The sequence below is a fragment of the Halobacterium zhouii genome, assembly GCF_021249405.1.
GTDB lineage: Archaea > Halobacteriota > Halobacteria > Halobacteriales > Halobacteriaceae > Halobacterium > Halobacterium zhouii.
Window position 1 is genome coordinate 2,137,519 of record NZ_CP089593.1, and the last position, 20,257, is coordinate 2,157,775.

Annotated in this window: 23 protein-coding genes; 9 read left to right on the forward strand and 14 right to left on the reverse strand. The window is 67.5% G+C overall.

Annotated features, from left to right (window positions below; genetic code table 11):
- Both LT970_RS11235 and LT970_RS11240 read left to right on the forward strand, forming a co-directional pair.
- A complete protein-coding gene (locus LT970_RS11235; protein WP_232686564.1) occupies window positions 1-276 on the forward strand; it encodes a DUF7091 family protein in 276 nt (91 codons plus the stop codon).
- Window positions 273-1,319 carry a mannose-1-phosphate guanylyltransferase gene (locus tag LT970_RS11240; protein WP_232686565.1) on the forward strand — a complete coding sequence of 349 codons (1,047 nt, stop codon included), beginning with the start codon at window positions 273-275 and terminating at the stop codon, window positions 1,317-1,319. The genes LT970_RS11235 and LT970_RS11240 overlap by 4 nt, the downstream gene beginning before the upstream one ends.
- Here LT970_RS11240 and LT970_RS11245 read toward each other — a convergent pair.
- The 3 genes from LT970_RS11245 to LT970_RS11255 are packed head-to-tail and all read right to left on the reverse strand — an operon-like array spanning window position 1,311 to window position 3,342.
- The gene (locus tag LT970_RS11245) at window positions 1,311-2,033 is read right to left on the reverse strand and encodes a Dph6-related ATP pyrophosphatase (protein ID WP_232686566.1); all 723 of its coding nucleotides are present in this window, start codon (window positions 2,031-2,033) and stop codon (window positions 1,311-1,313) included. The genes LT970_RS11240 and LT970_RS11245 overlap by 9 nt on opposite strands.
- Window positions 2,030-2,812 carry an SDR family oxidoreductase gene (locus tag LT970_RS11250; RefSeq protein WP_232686567.1) on the reverse strand — a complete coding sequence of 261 codons (783 nt, stop codon included), beginning with the start codon at window positions 2,810-2,812 and terminating at the stop codon, window positions 2,030-2,032. Before LT970_RS11250 ends, LT970_RS11245 begins: the two co-directional genes overlap by 4 nt.
- Window positions 2,813-2,868: 56 nt before the next feature.
- Window positions 2,869-3,342, reverse strand: a complete 474-nt coding sequence (locus LT970_RS11255) for a Tfx family DNA-binding protein (protein ID WP_232686568.1) — start codon at window positions 3,340-3,342, stop codon at window positions 2,869-2,871.
- A 117-nt stretch (window positions 3,343-3,459) separates the two neighbouring features.
- Here LT970_RS11255 and LT970_RS11260 point away from each other — a divergent pair, with 117 nt between their 5' ends.
- Window positions 3,460-5,544, forward strand: a complete 2,085-nt coding sequence (locus LT970_RS11260) for a hypothetical protein (RefSeq protein WP_232686569.1) — start codon at window positions 3,460-3,462, stop codon at window positions 5,542-5,544.
- Between the two features lie 16 nt (window positions 5,545-5,560).
- Here the strand turns inward: LT970_RS11260 and LT970_RS11265 are convergent, their stop codons facing one another.
- The 5 genes from LT970_RS11265 to LT970_RS11285 form a co-directional block, all read right to left on the reverse strand.
- A complete protein-coding gene (locus LT970_RS11265; protein ID WP_232686570.1) occupies window positions 5,561-6,028 on the reverse strand; it encodes a TRAM domain-containing protein in 468 nt (155 codons plus the stop codon).
- A 340-nt stretch (window positions 6,029-6,368) separates the two neighbouring features.
- A complete protein-coding gene (locus LT970_RS11270) occupies window positions 6,369-6,932 on the reverse strand; it encodes a GrpB family protein (RefSeq protein WP_232686571.1) in 564 nt (187 codons plus the stop codon).
- Between the two features lie 87 nt (window positions 6,933-7,019).
- Window positions 7,020-8,015 carry a radical SAM protein gene (locus LT970_RS11275; protein WP_232686572.1) on the reverse strand — a complete coding sequence of 332 codons (996 nt, stop codon included), beginning with the start codon at window positions 8,013-8,015 and terminating at the stop codon, window positions 7,020-7,022.
- Between the two features lie 170 nt (window positions 8,016-8,185).
- Complete coding sequence (locus tag LT970_RS11280) at window positions 8,186-8,458, reverse strand: hypothetical protein (protein ID WP_232686573.1); 273 nt, start codon at window positions 8,456-8,458, stop codon at window positions 8,186-8,188.
- Window positions 8,459-8,567: 109 nt separating this feature from the next.
- Window positions 8,568-8,981 carry an SPW repeat domain-containing protein gene (locus tag LT970_RS11285; protein ID WP_232686574.1) on the reverse strand — a complete coding sequence of 138 codons (414 nt, stop codon included), beginning with the start codon at window positions 8,979-8,981 and terminating at the stop codon, window positions 8,568-8,570.
- 112 nt (window positions 8,982-9,093) lie between these two features.
- Between LT970_RS11285 and LT970_RS11290 the strand changes: the two genes are divergently transcribed.
- Window positions 9,094-10,176 carry a DUF373 family protein gene (locus tag LT970_RS11290; RefSeq protein WP_232686575.1) on the forward strand — a complete coding sequence of 361 codons (1,083 nt, stop codon included), beginning with the start codon at window positions 9,094-9,096 and terminating at the stop codon, window positions 10,174-10,176.
- Window positions 10,177-10,203: 27 nt separating this feature from the next.
- Here LT970_RS11290 and LT970_RS11295 read toward each other — a convergent pair whose 3' ends face one another.
- The 3 genes from LT970_RS11295 to LT970_RS11305 are packed head-to-tail and all read right to left on the reverse strand — an operon-like array spanning window position 10,204 to window position 12,438.
- A complete protein-coding gene (locus LT970_RS11295) occupies window positions 10,204-11,046 on the reverse strand; it encodes a polyprenyl synthetase family protein (protein ID WP_232686576.1) in 843 nt (280 codons plus the stop codon).
- 27 nt (window positions 11,047-11,073) lie between these two features.
- A complete protein-coding gene (locus tag LT970_RS11300) occupies window positions 11,074-11,820 on the reverse strand; it encodes a class I SAM-dependent methyltransferase (RefSeq protein ID WP_232686577.1) in 747 nt (248 codons plus the stop codon).
- Window positions 11,821-11,874: 54 nt separating this feature from the next.
- Window positions 11,875-12,438: a DUF8102 family protein gene (locus tag LT970_RS11305; protein ID WP_232686578.1), complete on the reverse strand. Its 564-nt coding sequence runs from the start codon at window positions 12,436-12,438 to the stop codon at window positions 11,875-11,877.
- A 176-nt stretch (window positions 12,439-12,614) separates the two neighbouring features.
- Here LT970_RS11305 and LT970_RS11310 point away from each other — a divergent pair, with 176 nt between their 5' ends.
- The 3 genes from LT970_RS11310 (at window position 12,615) to LT970_RS11320 (ending at window position 15,291) form a co-directional block, all read left to right on the forward strand.
- On the forward strand, window positions 12,615-13,424 hold the full coding sequence (locus LT970_RS11310) for a DNA polymerase sliding clamp (RefSeq protein ID WP_232686579.1): 810 nt from the start codon (window positions 12,615-12,617) through the stop codon (window positions 13,422-13,424).
- Between the two features lie 212 nt (window positions 13,425-13,636).
- A complete protein-coding gene (locus LT970_RS11315) occupies window positions 13,637-14,857 on the forward strand; it encodes an acyl-CoA thioester hydrolase/BAAT C-terminal domain-containing protein (RefSeq protein ID WP_232686580.1) in 1,221 nt (406 codons plus the stop codon).
- Window positions 14,858-14,943: 86 nt separating this feature from the next.
- Window positions 14,944-15,291 (forward strand): hypothetical protein, encoded by a 348-nt coding sequence (locus LT970_RS11320; RefSeq protein ID WP_232686581.1) that lies wholly within the window; start codon window positions 14,944-14,946, stop codon window positions 15,289-15,291.
- A gap of 31 nt (window positions 15,292-15,322) precedes the next feature.
- Here LT970_RS11320 and LT970_RS11325 read toward each other — a convergent pair whose 3' ends face one another.
- The 3 genes from LT970_RS11325 to LT970_RS11335 all read right to left on the reverse strand — a co-directional run bounded on the left by LT970_RS11325 (window position 15,323) and on the right by LT970_RS11335 (window position 18,376).
- Window positions 15,323-16,294: an electron transfer flavoprotein subunit alpha/FixB family protein gene (locus LT970_RS11325; RefSeq protein WP_232686582.1), complete on the reverse strand. Its 972-nt coding sequence runs from the start codon at window positions 16,292-16,294 to the stop codon at window positions 15,323-15,325.
- 58 nt (window positions 16,295-16,352) lie between these two features.
- On the reverse strand, window positions 16,353-17,153 hold the full coding sequence (locus tag LT970_RS11330) for an electron transfer flavoprotein subunit beta/FixA family protein (RefSeq protein ID WP_232686583.1): 801 nt from the start codon (window positions 17,151-17,153) through the stop codon (window positions 16,353-16,355).
- Between the two features lie 107 nt (window positions 17,154-17,260).
- Entirely contained in the window at window positions 17,261-18,376 is a 1,116-nt protein-coding gene (locus LT970_RS11335) for a helix-turn-helix transcriptional regulator (protein ID WP_232686584.1), read from the reverse strand.
- Window positions 18,377-18,477: 101 nt separating this feature from the next.
- Between LT970_RS11335 and LT970_RS11340 the strand changes: the two genes are divergently transcribed.
- Together LT970_RS11340 and LT970_RS11345 are read left to right on the forward strand one after the other, a co-directional pair.
- Entirely contained in the window at window positions 18,478-19,683 is a 1,206-nt protein-coding gene (locus tag LT970_RS11340; protein WP_232686585.1) for a DUF7096 domain-containing protein, read from the forward strand.
- 90 nt (window positions 19,684-19,773) lie between these two features.
- Entirely contained in the window at window positions 19,774-20,226 is a 453-nt protein-coding gene (locus tag LT970_RS11345) for a type IV pilin (RefSeq protein WP_232686586.1), read from the forward strand.
- The last annotated feature ends 31 nt before the right edge of the window (window positions 20,227-20,257 follow it).

The following is a 20,257-nucleotide window of genomic DNA, read 5'->3' on the forward strand; positions in this document are numbered from 1 at the left end:
ATGACAGACGACGGCGACGACTCCTTCGTCGGCCGGGTCGCGCGGAAGGCCGGCCGGCGCTTCGAGGAGACGAAACGCGCGTACAGCGAGGGGCGCGTGGACGCCGACATCCCGAAGGACGACCAGGGACGCGCGAAAATCGTCTGCCGGCGCTACGCCGAGCGGCGCGCCGTGAAACTCGACGACGACATGAAACCGGCGTGCTACGACGCCGACCACCCCGCTTGCGAGGGGTGCCTGCGGGACGTCCGCGACGGGAGCGTAGAAACGTGGTGAACGATTCAGGAGCGGACAGCGGCGGAGACGACACACCGACGACCGCCGCGGTCCTGCTCGCGGGCGGCACTGGCACTCGGCTCTACCCCGCGTCCCGGAGCAACAGGCCAAAACAGTTCCTCGCGCTCGGCGACGACGACCGGAGCCTGCTCCGCCGCACCGCCGACCGCGCCGCGTTCGCGGACGGCCTGTTCGTCGTCACCCGCGAGGAGTTCGTTGACCGAGTGCGCGAGGAGGTACCCGAGGCGACGGTGCTCGTCGAACCCAAGGGGAGAGACACCGGTCCGGCGCTCGCGTACGCCGCTAGCGAAGTCGAAACGAGAGCGCCAGACGCGACGATGCTTTGCCTGCCGAGCGACCACGTCGTCGGCGACGGCTTCCGGGAGACGGCGGAGACGGCTGTCTCGGTCGCCAGCGAGACTGGCGCGCTCGTCACGCTCGGCGTCGAACCAGACCGCCCGGCGACGGGGTACGGCTACATCGAGCGCGGCGAAGACCACGGCGACCACTGGAAGGTCGAGCAGTTCCGCGAGAAACCGGACGCGGAGACCGCCGAGGAACTGGTCGAGCGGGGCTGCCTCTGGAACGCGGGGATGTTCGCGTGGACGCCCAGCGCGTTCCTCGACGCCGCCAGCGACGGCCCGCTCGCGCCGGTCGTCGAGGGGTTGGACGCGGGCGACCCGGAGCACGCGTTTACCGCCGTCGACCCCGTGAGCGTGGACTACGCAGTCATGGAACGCGCAGGCGACGTGCGCGTCGTACCCGCCGACTTCGAGTGGGACGACGTCGGCGCGTGGGACGCGCTCGCCCGCCTGCTGAACGAGGACACAGAAGCCGGGGGCGGAAACGCCACGCTCGGGGACGCGCTCACGCTCGACGCCACCGGGAACGTCATCGCGAGCGACGACAAGCACGTCTCGGTCGTGGGCGCGGACGACCTCGTAGTCGCAGCGTTCGACGACCGCGTGCTGGTCGTGCCGAAAGACGACGCCCAGCGCGTCCGGGACCTCGTCGCAGAACTCCGCAGCGAGGGGTTATTCTAACTCGCAGTAGTGGAACTCGCCGTCGCCGACCGTCTTCGTGACGCGGTCGGTTGGTTCCACGTCCACCTTGTACTCGAATCCGGGGCCATCGCGCACGAACGTGTGGAACTCGCCGTACTCGCCACAGGGGTCGACTGACTCCGGGAGGTCCGCGAGGAACTCGCGGTCGAACGGCCGACCGACGAAGGACTCGTCGAGCGCGTCGTCGTCCACGCAGACCACGACGGCGTCGAACTCGGCGGCGAACTCGCGGGCGAGTTCGTCGGTATCGCGCCCCCAGAGCGGCCACGCGCCCGACACGGGGCTGTCCGCCACGTTCGCCTCGCGGTACTCGCGCACGTCCTCGAGAAACAGGTCAGCGAACGCCACCGACGCCACGCCGTCGCCCGCCATCGCGTCGAGCGTCTCGCGCATCGTCCGCTCGTACTCGTCGTTCTCGACGTCCGCGGGGAGTTCGACCACGCGAAGCGGTAGCCCGAGCGAGTCGGCCTGCGCCTCGTGGTGCTCGCGGCGCACGCCGTGCATCGAGGATCGGTCGACGTCCGCGCGGACGGTCGTCAGTAACTCGCTCACGGCCACCTCGGCGTCGTCGCGCAACTCCCGTAGCGCGACCGCGCAGTCCTTCCCGCCGCTCCAGGAGACTGCCGTCGTCTCCGGGGCGTCGGCCACCGATTCGGACTCGTCAGCTGCCGGCCCAGACTCGTCGACCGTCATCCGCGCATGCGACCGCCGTCCACCGGAACGCTCGCGCCGTTCACGAACCCAGCGCGCTCGCTCGCGAGGAACGCCACGACGTTCCCGAACTCCTCGGGGTTTCCGGCGCGCTCCAGCGGGACGTCGTCGGTCCAGTCCGCCAGCCCCGCCTCGAAACTGCTGTACTCGCCGCGCTCGACGCCCTGCTCCACGAGGTCGGTGATGCGCGGCGTCTCGTGCGTGCCGGGCATCACGACGTTCGCGCGCACGTCGGGCGCCCACTCGCGAGCGATGGTCTTCGCGAGTCCGACGACGCCGCGCCGCACCGCGTTCGACAGCACGAGGCCGTCGATGGCCTCCTCGACGCTCGTCGACGCGATGCAGGTGACGGTGCCGCCGCCGTCCACGAGGTGGGAGTGTGCGGCCTTCAGCGTGCGCACGACGCTCATCACGAGCAGGTCGTACGCCTCGTACCAGTCGCGCTCCCGGGTGTCGAGAAACGACCCGCTCGGCGGCCCACCCGCCGACGTGACGACGTGGTCGAGGCCGCCGAACGCGTCGACGGCCGCTTCGACGACTGCCTCCACGTCGTCCGGGTCGGTGACGTCCGCGACGACGCCCTCCACGTCGCCCACGGCCTCCGGGCGGAGGTCAGAGAGCGCCGCGTCGAGGTTCGACTCACTCCGACTGCAGACGACCACGTTCGCGCCCTCGCGGGCGAGTGCGGCGGCGCTCGCCTTCCCCAGGCCACTGGTCGACGCCGTGACCAGCGCGGCGTCGCCGTCGAGTTCCAGGTCCATGTCCGGAAGGTCGGTGGCCTGCCTCAAAGCCTATTCGTCGCCCGAGGGTCCAGCCGCTACTCCTCGGGTGCAACCCGTACCTGGACATCGCCGGACGCTGTGACGCTCACCAGCAGGCGCGTCCGGACCTCTCGGTCGGCCACCGCGCTATCCGCCGCGTCACCCACATGGGCCAGCAACTCCGGCGCCGGCAGCGACACCTTCACGCCCGCCTCGTCCGCCGCGTCGAAGACCGCGCCGGGCACGTCGTAGAGGTCGGTTCCCGGCGGTATCTCGACCTGCACCGCCGCCCCCAGCGCGTCCGCGAACGCCACCGTCTCACGAGCCTTCCGGACGTTCTCGCGGGCGCTCGCCTCCACCTTCGAGACGTTCGCTCGCGACGTGCCGAGTTGCGCGGCGACGTCGGCCTGGGTCACGTCGCGCTCTCGGAGCGCCAGCACCTCCGCCTGTCGGCGCGTCAGCGCGCTGTCCGCGGCGTCGAACCCGGTCCGCGCGAGCACCGCGTCGGCGTCCGGAACGTCCCCGTTCATACCCGCGGAAACGTCGCGCCCCCGCAAAAACCCCGGGGCGGTCCGAACCCTTTTGCCCCACCACCGGTAGTTCACGGACATGGAACTACGGCCGACGACCGGACGAGGTGGTCGGTCGTGACGATCGAAGTCGACCCGCTCGGCGACGAGGACGGCGTCCAAGTCAGCGACACCGTAGAGGGCGAGCAGTTCGACCTGTACACCGACCGCGCCGTCGAGCCAACGTCCGTCTCGACGGACGGCTTCGAGATGCCCGTGGACACCGCAGTCGCCATCGAAACGTCCGAGCTCCACCTACCGCTGTTCACCACCGCGACGTTCTGGCAGGACGGCGACGTCGTTCACCGGGTCACGTCCGAGGACGACGTCGAGCGTCTCGAGCCAGCACGCTACGAGGTGGACGTCTCGCCACCCGCGGTGAAACTGTACGTCCGGGTGAGCGACACGAGCGTCGCTGCTCGGTACGCCGAGAACCACATCTACCTCGAGTTCGGGTCCACGGTCCACGTAGAACTCGGTCTCCGGTCACACCACGAGCAACCCGCCGCGACGGTGACGACCACCGACGACCCACGCGACCTGATACGCGCCGTCTCGACGTTCGGCTCTGCGCTCAAGACCACCAGTCCCGAGCGCAGTTGGCCGACGCTCCGGGGCCACCCACCCGCACTCGAATTCGGCGCCGAACTCGACGTCCCCGCGGCCGCCGAACCACCGGACACGGGCGTTACGCTCGAACTGCCGCCCGAGTACAGCGCCATCTACACCGCCGCGCCGCTCGCGTTCTACCTCGGCGCAACACTCGTTCCCGCGTCGACGCCGCGACTCGTCGCGGACGGCCACACGCGCGAGTTCGACCGCGACTCGTTCGGCGACGGCGTTCGTAACTTCCTCCAACACGCGTTCACGCTCGACTGCGTGATCCGGTCCGCCGGCCTCTACCCGATGCGTACGCCCGCGTCGGACGAACTCGACGAGCGCGTCGACATCGATTACGGCAAACTGTACGACCTATCACTCGCCGAGCGAACTGCTGCGTACCTCGACATCCCGCGCGAAGCGACGCGGGGGCTACTCGACTGGCACCGGACCGTCGACGTCGACCCCAACCCCGAGTACGCCCCGGCGCTCCCGTACGTGCTCAGGGGACTACCGCTCGTCCGGAGCCCCGCGCCCGCCCGTAACACGCGGTCGCTTACCCCCGAACCCGACGCACTCCGGGCGTTTTACGACGAGCACAGCGTGGCCCGCTCATCGTCGAATCAGACCGCTCCGCGACCCGACTCACGACCCGTCGTCGTGCCCGAGTACACCGACACGCCGGGTCACGCCTGGATCGCCGAGGGATTCCCGGTCGGCGCCGCGAAACCGACCGTTGGCTCGTACGCCCGCACGCTCGAACGAACGGCGAGCACCGACCCTCTCGACATCCACGTCGTCTACAACGACGCCCGCTTCCGTGACTCGGAAATCAGCGGCTACGGCGGCCATGCCCTCGACGAAACCGATGTCCGCGTCTCAGAGAACCTCTCCACGAGCGAACTCCGCGCGGCGCTCGCCGAGGACACCGACTTCCTCCACTTCGTCGGCCACGTCACCGACGCCGGTATGGTGTGTGCGGACGGCGAACTCGACACCCGTACTGTCGCGAGAACCGGCGTCGACGCGTTCTTCCTCAACGGCTGTCGCTCCTACGAACAGGGGCGCGCGCTGCTCACCGCCGGCAGCCTCGGCGGCATCGTCACCGTCGACGACGTGACCGACGTCGAAGCCAGTCGGGTCGGCAACGCATTCTCCCTCCTGCTCGACGCCGGTTTCCCGCTGTACGCCGCCCTCGACGCGCTCGAAGCGACGCGCATCGACCGCGACCGGTACACGATTCTCGGCAACGACGCGTTCGCGCTCCGGAAGAGCGTCGACGGTTCAGCGGTGCTCTACTCGTACGATACGACTCACATCGACACCGACACCGATCCAGTTCCGGCGACAGCCCGGTACTATCCCCAGGCTGAGAACGGCCTCGGCGCTCTCATCACAACAATGTACTCGAGAGAGGAGGCGATGCTGTCTGGTTGGACAACGCGGACAGAACGACTTCCTCGTGAGCAGTTCGAACAATACCTCGAAAACGAATCAGTCCCGGTCGTCGTGGACGGAGAACTCCGTCACACCACCGACCTCACGGTCGAGGACTTCCAGTAACGCCCGGTGGAGCGCCCTAGCTCCCCCAGAAGTTCTCGCGACTGCCCAGGCGCTCGCGCTCCGGGCCGTCGTCTCCGGACTCCTCCTCCTCGTCGTCGTCATCCTCGGCCGCCTCGTCCTCTTCGTCCCCCTCGTCCTCGTCCTCGACCTCCGGGAGTTTCTCGATGAGGTCCGCGCGGGCGAAATTCGACTTTACCTTCGACACTTCGACCTTCACGCGAGCGGGCGGCAGCACGCCGTCGACCATGATGATGAAACCGGTTTCAGCGTGGTGACCAACGCCAGCGCCGCTCTCGTGCATGTCGTCGACCTCCACGACGACCTCCTCGCCGGGCACGACGGGCGCCGTCTTCAGGTCCTCGATGGGCTGGCTGTAGTGGTTACACCACTCCATCCCACCGCGGTCGCCGTAATGTTGACACCCCATCCCCTCGATCTGTTCCTGGAAACTGGGGCACTCGTCCGCGAGTGGGCACTCGGGCATACGACCCGATTACGGCTCAGTAGTCTAAATCTTTGCGAACGACCTTTCACTAGCGACCTTTTGCGCTGTCGCCGACAGGCGCTTCGCGCCTGTCGAGATGACGTAAGACGGCAAAGCCGTCTTTCGGACCACGGGCGCGGCTTCGCCGCGCCTCGGCAAAAGCTCGGCCAAAAGCACAGCGTCACCCCCACCGTCAGAGCAAAGCTCTGACGAGCCCTCGTTCGCTTCGCTCACGAGAACCCCGGGGGTTCCTCGGCCTCTGCTCTCCGTTCGCGGAGTGAATCGCGCCTGTGGCGCGAATGCTGGACTACCCCAACAGCGTCCATCCCACACGTGACCACTACCAGTCGTCCGGCGCGTCGAACGGCAGTGTCACATCCTTGCTCTCGCTGGCGATGCGCAGTACGTCCTCGATGAACGCCGTCTTTCCCTGCGAGTAATCCGCGAGGGTGTCGTGTTCGTTGGCGAGTCGGCGCTTCAACTGCTCGTACTCCTCGCGCACGTCCGAGCGCTCCCGAAATATCTCGCGAGTCGCCACGCTGATCTTCCACCTTTCGCTGGATGCCGCGAACACGTGGTCGTTGAACCGCTGGCCATCGTCCTCTCGGAAGACCGGGTGCCACGCGTCGCTGTTCTCGAATTTGCTGCCGCCGAGCGCCGCCTCGACGGCGCTCGACACCTCGGACACGGCGTTATCGGCGACGACGACGTCCAGGTCGACGATGTCCTTCGCCGCGAGATCTGGCACCGCTGTCGAACCGACGTGTTCGATGCGCACCAGGTCGTCCGCGAGCCCGGCGTCCGCGAGCACGAACGCGACACGGTCGTGCTCCGCAGCGAAACGCTCCAGCCAGTCGTCGTGCCGGGACGAAACGAGTTCGAGTGATTCCTCGCGAGGGTCCACGATACGTCTCCAGACCTGACATACGCACTTCGCTCTGTTTGACGGGTGCTACCGGACCACAGGCACTGATTAGGAGTGAAAAGACCGTTACGCCAACGGCGTCCGCTCGACGACCTGGCCGTCGTACGTCGGGTACTGCTCGACGATTTCCCCGTCGGCCACGTCGCCGTCCTCGACCATCTCTTCGAGGAGCCACCACGCCACCTCGACGTGGTCCGACTTCACCGTGTAGAACTCCTCTGGAACGCCGAGGTTCACGATTCGGTCGGGGTCGACGCGGGTCTTTCCGTAGACGAGCGTGCCGTCCTCGGTCACCTCGTCGAACTCGCGGCGCACGTTCTTGGCCATGCGTTTGAGTCGGGAGCGGTGCTGGGCGGAGTCCTTGAATACGGACGTGCAGAAGTACACCTTCTCGTGGTCCGCCATCTCCTCGAGGATGGCGTCCTTCGACCCGTCGACGGCACTCATGTGGTCCTCCTGGAGTTCGAACCCGGCCTCCTGCATGCGCTCGTAGTTCCCCTGACTCATCTCGAACTCGTTGACGTTACAGAAGTCCGCCGCGCCCTCATCTAAGAACTCCAAGAACTCATCCTCGGCGCGGATGCCCGGAATCTCGAAGGCGGGTGTGAGTCCCTCCTCGCGGGCGATGTAGAGGATGTCCTCCCACTCCGTGCCGTGGAGGTCGCCCCACTGCTCGAACGGCGGATGGAACCGGATCTCGTCCAGACCGGCCTCGCTCAGTCGGCGCATGTTCTCGCGGCCGCCCGTGATGCCCGTATAGAGGTGCGTGTGGTGGTCCTCGCCGAACTCGTCTTTGAGCAGGCGGAGGTAGCGACACGTCCGGTCCATCGCCTCCTGGGGTTCGCCGCCCGTGATGGAGGTGCCGAGAGCGTCCATCGCTTTTGCCTCCCGGATGACGTCCTCGTCCTCCTCGACCGGGCGCTCGTTCGCGTACACCTGCCTGACGTTCTTCCGGTTCTCCCCGAGCGGGCAGTAGAAACAATCGCGCTGATCGCAGTAGCCGTAGACGAACAGCACCATCTTCCCGCCTTTCGCGCACTGCTCGCAGCCCTCGGAGATCATTCAGTGAGCCGTCTACTCGCCCGAGGCTGAAAAAGCGTGTGAATTTCCTCGAGCGCCCAGGTCCCCGTCGCGACACACACCGGTAGCGCTCGCTCGTTCACGAGCAGTTACCGGTCACCGGCGGTCGTTGCTCTGACCAGCTGTCGGGTCCGCACTGACCGACGCGTTACTTACCGGGACACCCGCTGGTCCATCCAGCGGTCCTCGAGGGTCCGCGTCCGGAACGACGCGAGATTCTGACGCGTCGCTGCGGCCGAACACGTGAGCATCATCAGCGCGAACGGTGCGCCGTACTGGAGCGGGAGTCCGTTGACTGCGACGTTCACACCCTGTAGCAGTGCGATGAAAGCCGGGATTACCGAGAGCACGAGACTCCGGACGGGAAGCGCCCGGAACATGTCCACGACGGACGGGTCCGCCGTGGGCGAATCGGTCCGCGTCACGCCGATAGCTATAGACCGCTGGTTGATGACCGTTACGCTTCGCTCTCAGTGGTAACGAGAACATTACGCCCGGCGTCGAGTGGCGTAACGTCACGTTACGGTACGTTGCCTACATCGTCTCGCGCTCGGCTTCCGTCGTGCGCTCGGGTCGACCCGCCTGTGCGGCGTTGTAGCCCGAGAACACGGCGACGAGTGCGCCACTGATGAGGTCGCTCCAGAGGATAGCCGTGTTGGCCCCTGTCGGAGCGTTCCCCCAGAGCCACGTCACCTCTACGCCCGGGTAGACGAATGGCGTGACGATCATCCAGAGGCCGAGCAACGCCGCCAGCCCGGATGCCCCGCGACTCGCGGACATCTCCATGGCCTGGTAGCCGCTGTAGGCGGCGAGAACGACGATGGCAGCGCCGACGATCACGTTGTTCCAGAAGTGGCCTACCTGTAGTTCGTACAGGAATGCCGACACGAATATCCAGGCGCCGATCAACGCGCTCACTCCGGCGAGCCAACGGCCTGTGCTTGTCATGTTAGTTCACCTCACTGGAATGTAACGTCCGCTGTATAAGTAGGAGTAGTGGCCAGTTGGGGACAACACTGTCCCGAAAGCAAATAAACCGGTCGCGCGTAGCCACAGGCGAATGCTGCTCGTGCTGTGCGTCGACCTGGACGACGACCTCGGCCGAAAGACCGGCATCCCCACGCCCGTCGTCGGCCGGAACGAAGTGGAGCACGCAGCGGTCTCGCTGGCGGAAGCCGACCCCGAGGACAGCGACGTGAACGTCCTCTTCGAGGGTATCCACATCCACGACGAGCACAGCACCGAAGAGGAGGACGTCGTCGTCGCCGCCGTCACCGGCGTCGAGCGCGGCGACGTCACCGCGAACCGCAGGGTCGGACGCGAGGTCGACGAAGTGCTCGCGACCATCCAGACCGACGACCCCGTGCGGGCCGTCATCGTCACGGACGGCGCACAGGACGAGTCCGTCGTCCCGGTCATCCGCTCGCGAGTCCCCATCGACGCCGTCAAGCGCGTCGTCGTGCGGCAGGCCCAGGACCTCGAGTCGATGTACTACACGCTCAAGCAGGTGATGAACGACCCCGAGACGCGCGGGACGATTCTCGTCCCCCTCGGTGTCCTGCTGCTCATCTACCCGCTAGCGGTGGTCGCCGACTTCCTCGGGTTGCCGGGCGCCGTACTCGGGCTATCCTCCGCGCTCGTCGGCTTGTACGCGCTGTTCCGCGGCCTCGGCCTCGAGGGCACCGTCGACGACACCGTCGAGCGCGTCCGCTCGAGCCTGTACACCGGGAGTGTGACACTCATCACGTACGTCGTCGCCGCCGCGTTGCTCGTCGTCGGCGGCGTCGAAGCGGCGAACGAACTCACCGCCGTGCGCGCCGCAACCGACGGCAACCTCGCGCCACAGACCATCGTCGCCGCGCTCACCTTCGGCGCCGTTCGGTGGTTCGCCGCCGCCGGCCTCACAACGAGCCTCGGCCAGATCACCGACGAGTATCTCGCCGACCAGTTCCGGTGGCGCTACCTCAACGCGCCGTTCTACGTGCTCTCCATCGCCGCGGTGCTCCACATGCTCTCGGCGTACTTCCTCGAGTACGTCACGCTCACCGAACTCGCCGCCGTTTTGACGGCGGGGACGCTCGTCAGCGTGCTCTCCACGCTCACGTTCGCCGTCGTGGAGACGTGGCGCGCCGACGCCGCGTAGCCCCCGGATTCCGAGTGCTGGCGTTTCTCAGGTTTCCCGAGAGACGACAAACTCCGCGAGATCCTCGAGGTACGCCCGCGCTTCGCCCGCCGGCAGGTCGAGGCTGTCCAGCGCGCGCATCGCCGCGTCGGCCTCGGCCTCCGCGAGGTCGTCCAGTTCCGCGGGCGACCGGTCGGTGACGCGCACGATGCTCGGGCGGTCCATCTCCTCGTCGCGCCCCGCGGGCTTCCCGAGGTCACTGGATTCAGCCGTCGCGTCGAGTACGTCGTCCCGAATCTGGAACGCCACGCCGACGCGTTCGGCGTACTCGCCGAGCGCCTCGACCGTGCGACCGTCAGCGTCCGCCGCGATGGCGCCGAGTTCCGCCGCCGCGCGGAACAGCGCGCCCGTCTTCCGGCGCGCGAGCGCCATGTACTCGGCCTCCGTCTCCGGCTGGTCGACCAGTTCGGTCGCCTCGCCCTCCCCCAGTTCGACGAGCGCGTCCGTCACGCACTCCACGGCCCGGGGGTTCCGCGAGAAGATGTCGAAGGCCTCCCCGAGCAGGCCGTCAGAGGCGACGATGGCGGGCCCGTGGCCGTACTCCGCCCACGCGCTCGACGTCCCGCGACGCACCGCGGACTTGTCGATGATGTCGTCCACCACCAGGGAGGCGTTGTGCACGAGTTCCACGCCGACCGCGAAGTCCAGGGCGTCCTCGGCCTCCCCGCCCGCCGCCTCGCAGACGAGCACCGTGAGCGTCGGGCGCACACGCTTCCCACCCGCCAGCGAGACGTGTTCGAGTTGGGCCGCGAGCTCGGCGGGCTCCACCGACGCGACCGTCTCGCCGAGTCGCTCTTCGATGGCCGCGCGCCGCGACTCCACGTACTCCATTACGCCCGACTCGGGGCTACGGGGTTTTCACTCCGTCGGCTTCCGGGTTCCAGGCGCCGGCGGCAGTCGCGCTCGAACGCAGAGAAACGGCGGCTGGACGCGAATCCGCTCGGCGGCCGCAGGCGCCTTCTCGCGGAATCGGTCGGTTGGTTCGGGTTCGACGACGCGCTCGATTCGGAGGCCCGCGTCCAGCACCGTGTTCAGGGTGACTTCGAGTGGCCGCCGGAAGAAGTGCATCTCGACGGAGTCACTGAACCCGTCCCACGTCTCCGAGACCGCTTCCGTCTCGAAGTAATCCTCGACGTCGAGACGAATTGCGTCGTCCATCGGGTGCTGCGTCGAGAACACGACGCGACCGCCGGGTCGTAGCACACGCGCCACCTCCGCGAACAGCGTGCCCCAGTCGCGAGCGTACGTGAACGCCAGCGAGGCGTGCACGAGGTCGAACGCGTCGTCGGCGAATGGAAAGCCCTGCGCGAAGTCGAGTCGAACGAGGTCGGCGTGCGCACCGACTCGCTCCCGGGCGTGTGCAAGCATCGCCGAGCTCACGTCGCCAGCGACGACAGTTGCGCCCGCGTCGAGCAACTCCTCGGTGGTGATTCCCGGGCCACACCCCGCGTCGAGCACGTCCAGTCCGTCCAGGTCGGGAAGCAGGTCGCGCGTCGCGGGTCGTTCGAGGTCGGCGTTGTACGGTTTCTCCGGCGCGCTTTCGGCGAAGTCGTCGGCGAGCGCGTCGTAGGCCGCGAGCGCTACCGGGGAGTCCGTGTCGGGCATAGACTGCGTGCGTAGCACAACACCGAGCAAAAAGCTCGCGGTCGTCGACGCCCGTCAGTAGTCCGTGACCTTCGATTGCACGCGACCGTCGTCCAACTCCGACATTCGAGAGTCCCCGAAGAATTTCGCGAGTTCCTCGGGCGTGACGTCGTCGGACTCGTAGAGGTACGCGATTTCGGTGAGCGAGAGCGACTCGTCCTCGGCGAGTTTCTGCCGGAGGTGGTCGGCGTCGAGGGCGTGGTGAGTCACGTCGAGTGAGACCGTCGCGCCGCGGTCGTCGGCGGCCTCCGCGAGGTTGACACCCTCACGGAGCACCGTCTCGAAGTCGAGGTCGGTGCGGCCGAGGCCGCGGTAGAGGAACGCCACCGCGGAGACGAGCGCGTCGAACGCCTCGGTGCCGTCGGCCTCGGCGGTGCGCTTCTCGAAGACCAACTCGAGGTCGCGCTCGGAGAGGTGTTCGACGAGCACCTCGAAGTCGAGAAGCGCGTCGTAGATTCGGTCGCGGATCCTCGCGCGAGCGTTCCGTTCGGCCTGCACGCTCGCCAGTTCTCGGTCGCCTCGCAGGTACTCGCGGTCGGCCGCGGAGAGGACACCGCGGTCGCGTTCATCGTCACCCATCATAATCCATATTCAGTTACGTCTTTCCCCACATGCATATAAATATAATCTGTTTTCGGTTATTCCCCCGTTTTAGTGGCAACCATCCGACAAAGGCTTTATTGGTGGAATGCACGACCGAACTCGACACGCGAGTGGCACGCACTCGACCAGCGAGTCGCGCACCAACGAACACCATGCCCCAGAACATTACCACACAGCGAGCGGCGAATCACCCGCAATCACCCAGCGACCCCACGTTCTCGGCAATCGCCCCCGCCGGAACGCTCCAGACCGCCCTCGACGCACTCGACGCGCTCGTCGACGAGTGCGTCCTCCGTGCCGACGAAGATGGTCTCTCCGCGACCGCGATGGATCCGGCGACCGTCGGCCTGGTGGAACTCGACCTCGGCGCTGACGCGTTCGAAGCCTACGACGCCGCCGGAACGTCGATGGGCGTCGACCTCGAGCGCCTCCGGGACGTCGTCGGGATGGCCGACCGCGACCAACTGGTCCGGCTCGCGCTCGACGAGGAGACCCGGACACTCCACGTTCGCGTCGGTCAACTCTCGTACACGCTCGCGCTCATCGACCCCGACGCCATCCGCTCCCCGCCGGACGAGATCGACTTCGCCGACCAGTTCACCGCGACCGTTGCCGCCGACGGCGCGGCGTTCTCGCGGGCCGTCGAGGCCGCGGACATGGTCTCCGACCACCTGGAACTCGGCGTCGACGAGGAGGCAACCCACCTGTACGCGAGGGCCGACGGCGACACCGACACCGTCTCCGTGGAGGTCCCAGAGGAGGACTGTTCCACCTTCGACCCCGGTGTGGCACGCTCACTGTTCTCGCTGCAGTACCTCTCGTCGGTCGAGCGCGCCGTGCCCGCGGACCACCGTGTTCGACTCCGACTCGGCGAGGAAGCGCCTATCGAGGTCGAGTTTGGGATAGCCGACAGCGACGGAACCGCCCGGTACGTTATCTCGCCGCGACTCACGCAGAACTGATTGCTTTCCTTACCGACAGACATCTGACTTGTCCCCGAACCCGGGAAAACAGCTTTCAGCCCGGTCCGCGAATATGTAAGCAAGGAGTAAGCTTAATCCAAACCACAATTCTTTTTGCGTAGCTGCAGCTATCCTCCAGAGTCGCCACAGAGATACTGACTTGCCTGTTCGACGCTGAACGAACTGCGCGCCAACCAGCCACAGCCCCATCCATGTCGGACGACAATCAAACACGACAGGTCGCGGACGCGAGCACGCTCACCATCGAAGCCCCGGAGACCAGCCAGAACGACGAACCGATCACCGTCCGCGTTACGGGCGCAGATCCCGGTGAATCCGTCGAACTCGCGGCCACGATGACGGACGTGGAGGGCGTCGAGTGGTTCTCACAAGCGACGTTCACCGCCGGCGAAGACGGCGTCGTCGACCTCACCGAGCATGCGCCCGACTCCGGAAGCTACGACGGCGTCGAACCGATGGGATGGCTGTGGGCGATGGAGAGCGACGCCGACGCGCCGTTCGCGCGCTTCGGTGACTGGGACACAGTCGACGTCACCCTCCGCGCCGAAACACCGGGCGCAATCGCCGACCGGACGCTCACGCGCGTCCTGTTCGACGACGGCATCGAAGCCATCCCCGTCGACGCAGACGGCGTCGTCGGCACGCTGTACCTCCCCACCGACGACGGCCCGCACCCCAGCGTCATCGAACTCCACGGCTCCGGCGGTCGTCGGGGCGACGGCACCGCGAAGTTCCTCGCCAGCAACGGGTACGCCGCGCTCGCGCTCACGTACTTCGGCGACGACGACCAGGTGCTCCCGGACGAACTCGAGCACATCCCGCTATCGTACGCCGACGACGCCATCGACTGGCTTCGCGACCGCCCCGAGGTTGCCGCCGGACACGTCGGCGTCGTCGGCGCCTCCCGTGGCGCGGAGTTCGCCCTGCTGCTCGCCGCGCACTGCGACTGGGTCGGCGCCGTCGTCTCGTTCGCCGGCAGCGGCGTTCCGTGGGACACCCCCAGCAGCGCGCCCGCGTGGACTCACAACGGCGACCCAGTCCCACATATCGAAGCGGACGAGCATCCCACCGTCACGGATCTCGACGAGCGCGACCTCGCGGGCAACGTCCCGCCGGTCGAGAACGCCACCGCCCCCATCCTGTTGCTCTCTGGTCAGGAGGACAACACCTGGAACGCCAGTCGGCTCTCCGACGTCGTCGTCGACCGTCTCGACGAACACGACTTCGACCACGACTACGAACACCGCACCTACGACGACTGCGGCCACCTCATCGGCCGGCCATACGCCCCGCTCACCGGCATCAACGACATCGACCACGCGCACGGAACGCCTCAGGGCACCGTCCGCGCCGGGGAGGACGCCTGGCCCGCAGTGCTGGAGTGTCTGGAAACCGGGCTCTCTGAGGACTGACAACCCCTAAACCGCCCGAGCCGATCTGCTGCCGGAACTCCACCCACCACCCAGAACTTATCCCTGGTTGATGTGTCGGCCGGTTCATGACCATGGGAATTCCTCTCGGCGCCGTGGCGGGTGTGTTCTCCGCCGGCTACCTCGTGCTCGGCGCCCTCGCGTACGTGGTCGGGATGGTGGGCGGCTGGTCGACGACCCGGGAGACGGGTTGCATACTGGCGGTCTGGTCGTTCCTTCCCACCCTCGCGGTGATGGGCGTCTACGTGCTGATACCCGTTCTTCCAGGAGAACTATCTAGGCTGCTCATGGTGATTCTGTGGCCTGTCGGGGCGCTCGCCACAGTACTGTCCCCGCTTATTCTCGCTGTCATCGGGGTGGCGCCGTGGAACATTCCATTGCCCTGGCACACCCGAGAGGACACGACCGAAAATTGACTGAACGCTGCGGTTGGCCGCGTCTGTTGCCTCAGACGTTCGGCGGTTCGCCGCCGAACGCTTCGATGAGCGCGGGCACGACCTCGAAGAGGTCGCCGACCACGCCGTAGTCCGCGATGTCGTAGATGGGAGCGTCCGGGTCCGTGTTGACCGCGATGATGGTCTCGGCGCCCTTCATCCCAGCGACGTGCTGGACCGCGCCGGAGATACCGATGGCGAGGTAGACGTCCGGCGTCACCTGCTTGCCGGACTGGCCGACCTGGCGGTTCTTCGGCAGCCAGCCGTTGTCCACGATGGGGCGGGACGAGGAGAGCGTCGCGCCGGTCGCTTCCACCAGCGCCTCGATAAGTTCGAGGTTCTCCTCCTCCTCGATGCCGCGCCCGATGGACACCAGGAAGTTCGCCTCGCTGATGTCGACGTCGCCGCCGCCGACCTCCTCGAAGCCCCGCACGGTCGACCGCACGGCGTCCTCGTCGATGGAGACTTCGAACGTCGAGACGTCGGCGTCGCCGACGCCCTCCGCGGCCGGCCACTCGCCGCCGCGCACGGACACCGCGAACGGCCCCTCGTCGGCCTCCACGGTGGTCTCGACCTTCGAGGCGTACATCTCGCGGGCGACCTCGAGCGTGCCGCCGTCGTAATCGACGTCGACGGCGTCCGAGACGTACGTGTAGCCCAGCCGGCTCGCCACAGCGGGCGCGTAGTCGAGGCCGTTCACGCTGTTCGGGAGCACGAGCACCTCGGGGTCGATGTCCGCGGCGAGTGCTTCGATGGCCTGCACGTAGACGTCGTGGTTGAACTCCTCGCCGTTCGGCACGGCGTGGACCTGGTCGACGCCCTCGCGGTTGAGGGAGTCAGCCAGGGAGTCCACGTCCCCCGAGATGACCGCGGCGTGGAGGTCCGTGCCCGCGGCGTCCGCGAGTTCGCGGCCCGCCGTCAGGAGTTCGTAGCTCACGTCACGGAGTTCTCCGCGTCGGTGGTCGGCGACGGCCAGAACGGTCATCGGCTCTCACCCCCGGTGAGAACGATGACGTCGTCGGGCGCGCAGCGTCCGACGGAAGTCATTCGCCGACCACCCCCTTCTCGCGGAGTACGTCAGCGAGCGCCGCGGCCTGCTCGCTCGCGTCGCCCTCGAGATACTGCGCGTCGCTCTCGCTCTCCGGTTCGTACATCGCCGTGAGTTCGAGGTCGCTGTCCGCGACCGACGCGTCCAGGCCGAGGTCCGCGAGCGTCTGGACGTCGATCTCCTTGGACTGGGCCTGCCGGATGCCCCGGAGGCTCGCGTACCGCGGCTCGTTGATGCCCGTCTGGATGGTGAGCACCGCCGGCAGTTCGACGTCCGTGAGCTCCTCGACGCCGCCCTCCAGTTCGCGGTGAACCGAGGCAACGCCCTCCTCGAGCACCTTCTCGGTGTCGAGTGCGTTCACGACAGCGGCCCACTCGAAGCCGACGGTCTCGGCAAGCGCGACGCCGGTCGCGCCGAAGTTGTCGTCGCTCGCCTGTACGCCCGACAGCACGATATCGGGGTCCTCGGCCTCGACGACCGCCGCAAGCAACTCGGCCTTCGACCCGACGTCGAGCAGGCCGGCGTCCGCGAGGTCGTCGTCCCAGACGCGGACCGCGCGGTCCGCGCCCTTCGCGAGCGCCATCCGGATGGTCTCCTCGGCGCGCTCCGGGCCGACGGTCACGGCGACGACCTCGACGTCGTCGCCCGCCTCCGAAAGCTGGACGCCCGCCTCGACGGCGTAGTCGTCCCACTCGTTCAGGTCGTAGTCGAGGTAGGTGTCCTCGATCTCCGTGCCGGAGATCTCGAAGTCCTCCTCGACCGTGGCCACCTCCTTGACAGTGACGAGAACCTTCATCACCGCGTAACTCGCCCGTCGCGGCGGTAAACGTTTTCGGAACTCGGGGAGTCGCGCTCGGAGTTGTCAACCGGACGCCGTCCGACAGTTCCGCCGGACACCGCCCCCTACTCGTCCGCGTGCTCCTCGTCGTTGACGCCCTCGCCCGGTAGCGAGATGAGGTTCTCGCGCCCGATGCGGAGCTTCTCCACGCGGCCGTCGTCGGCCATCGAGGAGAGCAACTGAGAGACCTTCGCGTTCGACCACCGCGTCTCATCGACGATCTTCGCCTGCTTCATCCGTCCGCCGTTGTCCGCGAGCAGTTGCTCGACGCGCTCCTCGTCGCTCAACAGTTCGCTGTCGACGGCGGCCCCACCCCCCGACGCCGAGTCGTCACTCGACCCCGCAGTGGCCGCCGCCTCGGGCGTCGTTCCGCCGTTCGGCGAACTGGAGTTGTTCGGCAGTTGGTCGTCGGTCGAACTCCGACCGGCGTCGCCCGAGTACTGGTACGCCCAGACGAGGATGCCGCCGACCACCAGCGCGAGCGCGCCGACGCCGAGCAGCGTCAGAAGCGACGTCGCGAACGGCTGTTCCTGGAGGCCGTCGTCAGTGAACACGACGCTCGGCTGCCCGGACTCGAAGTTCTGGGGACCTGTCCACTGGTAGCCGCCGTTCACCACGGTCGCCTCCGGCCGCACTTGCTCCGGTTCGAACCCCGACGGCGGCTGTATCGTGAGCGTCTGGCCGGGCTCCAGGTCCCCGAACCACGTCCCCGTGAACGAGTCCACGACGAACCGCTCGCCCTCCACGCGAGAGAAATTCGTCCACGTGAACTGGATGGAGAGCACGCCCGTCGAGTTGTTCCCGTGGTCGATGGTCTTGGCCGTCCGGGGGTTGGTCGCCCGGATCTGCATCGGCCGTCCCACCTCGTCACTCACCGACGAGACCACCGACTCGAAGACGCCGACCGAGAACCCGGTGTTCGTCTCGCCCGCCTTGAACTGCTCTGCGAGTCTCGCGAACGCCGCCGAGTCGTTCGCGGTCTCGAGTGCGTACCGCGCGGAGATGTTCCAGCGGGCGTCGCCGTCGGGCTGGAGTTGTATCGTGATGTCGACGCCCTCCTGGTCCGGCGACTCCTGGAGGTCGAGCGTTCGCGCCGCCTGCCCGGACGTCGGATCCGCGGCCGCGACAACCGGCGCTGCGAGCACGCAGACGACGGCGACCAGGAGGGCGACCTGCCGCATACCCCGAAGGTGCACCGCGCTCGGGCAAAGTATTTTCCATCCAACGTGACGGGCAACGTGGGTCCGCATCGTTTTTATCGGGGGGCGTTCAATCGAACGACATGTCTCGCGCCACTCCCGCCCTCGCCGCCCTCCTCCTCGTCATCGCGGGCGTGGCGCCCGCTGCCGTCGCCACCGGGACGATGTCCGCGCCCGTTCAACCCGCGGACGACCCAGTCGTCGGCGTCTCCGAGAACACCTCCCGCGTGCTCCTCCTGACGGACGCCGACGCCGCGGCGTTCCAGGATGCGAGCCCCACCGTCACGAAGGCGCTCGCCGCCGGGCACGCGAGCCTCAGCATCGAGTTCAAGCGAGAACAGATAGACCGGAAGCTATCGAGAGTCGACAGCGAGGCAATCGAGCACGCAATCCTGGAGAACGCCACTGACTGGGCGGCCGCGCGTCTCGCCGCGCTCCAGGAGCGCGAGCGGACCGCCCGCGCCGCGTTCGCGTCCGGCGACATCACCGCCGCCGAGTACGTGCTCACGCTCGGCATGATACACGCCGAGGCCGCGAAACTGGCAGCGTTCCTGGACGGCTCGTCGGACGAGGGGACGCTGTACAGTTACGCGAGAGGCTACAGCGATATCCGCTCCGAGGTGAGTCGCATCAGCGCACAGACCGCGCTCGTCCGGGGACCGGTCCGGGAACGCGTCGCCACGGTCGTTCGCGGCGACCGCGAGGCGATTCGCGTCCACGTCACCACGGGCAACGGCGTGATGCTCTCGACCATCGACGGCGATCAGTACGTCCGCGAGACCATCCGTCCGGGCAACGCGGACCCCGAACTCGCGGAGGACTTCTCGAACGACATCATCCAGAAGTTCAACACCATCTACCCGTGGCTGGACAACAGTTCGTTCGGGCCGAGCATCTTCTTCCGCGGCGGCTACGCCTACTACTACACCACGAACCACGGCCACGGTCGCATCTCCGTGTACATGGACGCCACCACGAACGACGTCTACGCCGAGTACCAGTGGAAGACGCTGGCCGAACTCCCCTTCGAGATCGGCGAATCAACCACCGAAGGTAACACGACGCTCAACGTCTCCCGGACGTACGCCGGCGGCCCGCTGCACGTCGCTACCCAGAACCGGAGTGGCGCGCCGACGGACACCCGGATATACGTGAACGGCACGCTCGTCGGGTCGACGGGGTCGGATGGCGAACTGTGGACCATCAGCCCCGCCGGCACGTACAACGTCACGGCCGGCCAGAGTCCGGTGAGCGCCGAGGTGAACGTCACGGCGCGACCGGTGCCGTAACTCGTCCTCGCAGAACCGTCGATTCCGCCCGCTGACCGAGCACTGCGCCGCGCCGAAGGTTCTTGTACCAGAACGCGACCAACCCATCGCGTGGCTCGTGCTTCAACGACGCCGGTAGCCGTCGCGCTCCTCGTCGCCGTCACGGTTGTCGCGGCGGCGGGGTTCGCCACCGCGCTGCCGGCGCTCCCGAGCGACCCCGAACCACATCGCGCCGTGTCGGCGGACGCGACGCCGGACGGAGCGGTCGCGCTCACACTGCTCTCCGGCCCCAGCGTCGACGTTCGGAACCTCGACGTGCGCGTCACCGTCGACGGGCGAGCGCTCCGCCACCAGCCACCAGTGCCGTTCTTCGCCGCGCACGGCTTCCGCGGCGGCCCGACCGGCCCGTTCAACGTCGCCGCCGACCCGACCTGGTCGGTCGGTGAAACCGCGAGCTTCCGGGTCGCCTCGACCAACCACCCCGTGCTCCGCGACGGCGACACCGTGAAAATCAGGCTGCTCGTCCGCGGGCAGGTCGTCGCGGTGGCCACTGACAGAGCCTGAGCAGTTCCGCTCGGTCAGTCTGCTCCCTCAC

Excerpts from the sequence above, each read along its gene's own strand:
- LT970_RS11295 (WP_232686576.1), bottom strand. The coding sequence starts at position 11,046 with ATGGAGTACGTGGAGTCGCGGCGCGCGGCCATCGAAGAGCGACTCGGC.
- LT970_RS11250 (WP_232686567.1), bottom strand. The coding sequence starts at position 2,812 with ATGGACCTGGAACTCGACGGCGACGCCGCGCTGGTCACGGCGTCGACC.
- LT970_RS11290 (WP_232686575.1), top strand. The coding sequence starts at position 9,094 with ATGCTGCTCGTGCTGTGCGTCGACCTGGACGACGACCTCGGCCGAAAG.
- LT970_RS11320 (WP_232686581.1), top strand. The coding sequence starts at position 14,944 with ATGACCATGGGAATTCCTCTCGGCGCCGTGGCGGGTGTGTTCTCCGCC.
- LT970_RS11335 (WP_232686584.1), bottom strand. The coding sequence starts at position 18,376 with ATGCGGCAGGTCGCCCTCCTGGTCGCCGTCGTCTGCGTGCTCGCAGCG.
- LT970_RS11310 (WP_232686579.1), top strand. The coding sequence starts at position 12,615 with ATGCCCCAGAACATTACCACACAGCGAGCGGCGAATCACCCGCAATCA.
- LT970_RS11300 (WP_232686577.1), bottom strand. The coding sequence starts at position 11,820 with ATGCCCGACACGGACTCCCCGGTAGCGCTCGCGGCCTACGACGCGCTC.
- LT970_RS11275 (WP_232686572.1), bottom strand. The coding sequence starts at position 8,015 with ATGATCTCCGAGGGCTGCGAGCAGTGCGCGAAAGGCGGGAAGATGGTG.
- LT970_RS11305 (WP_232686578.1), bottom strand. The coding sequence starts at position 12,438 with ATGGGTGACGATGAACGCGACCGCGGTGTCCTCTCCGCGGCCGACCGC.
- LT970_RS11340 (WP_232686585.1), top strand. The coding sequence starts at position 18,478 with ATGTCTCGCGCCACTCCCGCCCTCGCCGCCCTCCTCCTCGTCATCGCG.
- LT970_RS11285 (WP_232686574.1), bottom strand. The coding sequence starts at position 8,981 with ATGACAAGCACAGGCCGTTGGCTCGCCGGAGTGAGCGCGTTGATCGGC.
- LT970_RS11325 (WP_232686582.1), bottom strand. The coding sequence starts at position 16,294 with ATGACCGTTCTGGCCGTCGCCGACCACCGACGCGGAGAACTCCGTGAC.
- LT970_RS11235 (WP_232686564.1), top strand. The coding sequence starts at position 1 with ATGACAGACGACGGCGACGACTCCTTCGTCGGCCGGGTCGCGCGGAAG.
- LT970_RS11245 (WP_232686566.1), bottom strand. The coding sequence starts at position 2,033 with ATGACGGTCGACGAGTCTGGGCCGGCAGCTGACGAGTCCGAATCGGTG.
- LT970_RS11265 (WP_232686570.1), bottom strand. The coding sequence starts at position 6,028 with ATGCCCGAGTGCCCACTCGCGGACGAGTGCCCCAGTTTCCAGGAACAG.
- LT970_RS11330 (WP_232686583.1), bottom strand. The coding sequence starts at position 17,153 with ATGAAGGTTCTCGTCACTGTCAAGGAGGTGGCCACGGTCGAGGAGGAC.
- LT970_RS11255 (WP_232686568.1), bottom strand. The coding sequence starts at position 3,342 with ATGAACGGGGACGTTCCGGACGCCGACGCGGTGCTCGCGCGGACCGGG.
- LT970_RS11315 (WP_232686580.1), top strand. The coding sequence starts at position 13,637 with ATGTCGGACGACAATCAAACACGACAGGTCGCGGACGCGAGCACGCTC.